We start from the raw sequence: 1,868 nt of genomic DNA on the forward strand, positions 1-1,868 counted from the left end.
GGTGGGGGCCCCGGACGCGGGCCCGGTCCCGGTCCGGGATGAGGCCCAGGCCCAGGCCCAGGCCCAGGCCCAGGCCCAGGTCCAGGTCCAGGTCCAGGTCCAGGTCCAGGTCCAGGTCCAGGTCCAGGTCCAGGATGAGGTCCGGGTCCAGGCTCAGGCCCGGGGCCGGGGTGAGGGCCGGGCCGGTCGCCACCGCCACCGCCACCGCCGGGATGGGGCGCTGGACCTTCTCGCGGAATGGCCGGATTGCGGATGCCGCCGCCGCCGCTGCCGGGCGCATGGAAATTCGTGCGGCCTTGCAGTCCGCCGCCGCGCAGTCCGCCGCTCATGTGCATGCCGCCGCCTCCGAAGCGGCGCTGGGCTTCGGCAGGAGCCACCATGGCGCCGGTCACGGCGAGCGCGACAGCCAGACGCGCGATGCTTCCGATGCGAGTGGTCATTTCAGTTGCCTCCCGCAAGCGCCGCGACCTGGATCGGGCTGGAGTTTGCCGGGGGGACGAAGGCGAAGTCCTTGGCCGTCAGGCGCGGCGCGGTGTTCCAGTCGAGATCGGCGCTGTAGGACGGCCGCACCGGATCGGTACGGTCGGTGATGACGATGCGCAGCGGCAACGGGGTCTTGCCGCGCGCGATCCAGATCTGCCAGTCCAGCGTGTCGCCGCGATAGGCGAACTGGTCCGTTTCCTTGCCGTTCACGCGTGCGAAGCCAACCCGCACGGCCGATGTGATGCCATCGGTGACGGGGTTCTCGGACCAGTAGAACACGTCCGCCAACGGCAGATCGATGCCGTAGTCGAGGTAGATCTTGTCCACCGTCTGACGGATCGTCGGCGGTGCCGTAACTTTCGCGTAGTAGTTCTGCCGTGGCACATTCACCGTGAGTGTCTTGCCATCGTAGAAATACTCTCGGATCGCGCGGTCGGACTGCAACTTCACATAGAAGGCAGTGGGCCTCATGACCTTGTAGGTGGCCTCATAGCCGAGGTGGACCAGGAAGTCGGTGTCCTGAAACGCCGCTTCCGCCGTGGCCTTGGTGTGGAACTCGAAGCTTTTCAGCGTCTTCAGGTAGTTCCCCATGCCGACCAGTGCCTGGATGGCGATCGGGTCGATAGTGTCGGCAGCGGTTTTTACAGCCGAGGGGGAAGGCGCAGCAGCGGGGGCCGGGTCGGATTGCGCCAGCGTGGGCAGCGGCAGGCCTGCCAGAAGGAGCGCGGTAGCGGTGGCCCAGGAGGCGGGCTTAAGGGACGGGATGGGCATCGATCACTCCTGCCATGGATGAAGGGCGCCACGATCCCAGCTTCGCCGCGTGGCTCCCATCGGGGGAAACCCGTTGATCGCGCCGGAATTGCCTGGGCACCCGAGACCGGCCGGATGCGCCTGCTCAAGCAGAGGCGATAGGGAAGTGCCACGGCGGGGATCAGGGAGAATCCCGATAGCTGCGCGCGCCTTGCAACCGGATAGTTCGGGGGATTTACGCAAGGAGAAAGTCATGAAATCGCAAGCGGTGGCTCTGGCATGTTTCGCGCTGCTGACGGCATCTTGTGCAACGACGCCGAAGGTGACGTTCGATGCCGATCCTTCGGCCGATTTCTCGGCGTTCCGGACCTATAGCTGGGCCTATACCTCGGTGCCGCAGGGGGTGAACCCGCTGCTGACCCAGCGCGTCAAGGCCGCCATCGAGGCCACCCTGGCAACGCGCGGCTATACGCAGGTTGCCCCGGGGGGGGCCTCGGGCGATTTCGCCGTAGGGTTTACCCTGGGTTCGCGTGACCGGGTGGAGGTGTCCTCGCTCGGCTCCTACGGTCCCTATTTCCGTCCCTGGGGCGGTTGGGGCGGGGGCTTCAACCAGGTCGACGTGCGCAACATCACCG

3 protein-coding genes are annotated in these 1,868 nt (G+C 66.9%); 1 reads left to right on the plus strand and 2 read right to left on the minus strand.

Annotated elements, in window-relative coordinates:
- Together ACI3K3_RS25575 and ACI3K3_RS25580 are read right to left on the minus strand one after the other, a co-directional pair.
- Window positions 1-280, minus strand: a 280-nt coding sequence (locus tag ACI3K3_RS25575) for a hypothetical protein (RefSeq protein WP_404918913.1), incomplete at its 3' end; no start/stop codon positions are given.
- Window positions 281-441: 161 nt separating this feature from the next.
- Window positions 442-1,254, minus strand: a complete 813-nt coding sequence (locus tag ACI3K3_RS25580) for a DUF2092 domain-containing protein (RefSeq protein ID WP_404918915.1) — start codon at window positions 1,252-1,254, stop codon at window positions 442-444.
- A gap of 232 nt (window positions 1,255-1,486) precedes the next feature.
- Between ACI3K3_RS25580 and ACI3K3_RS25585 the strand changes: the two genes are divergently transcribed.
- Window positions 1,487-1,868, plus strand: a 382-nt coding sequence (locus ACI3K3_RS25585; protein ID WP_404918917.1) for a DUF4136 domain-containing protein, incomplete at its 3' end; no start/stop codon positions are given.

The sequence above is a fragment of the Novosphingobium sp. ZW T3_23 genome, assembly GCF_044987305.1.
In the GTDB taxonomy this organism is placed as follows: domain Bacteria; phylum Pseudomonadota; class Alphaproteobacteria; order Sphingomonadales; family Sphingomonadaceae; genus Novosphingobium.

Coding starts and splice junctions, on each gene's coding strand:
- ACI3K3_RS25580 (WP_404918915.1), bottom strand. CDS start 1,254: ATGCCCATCCCGTCCCTTAAGCCCGCCTCCTGGGCCACCGCTACCGCG.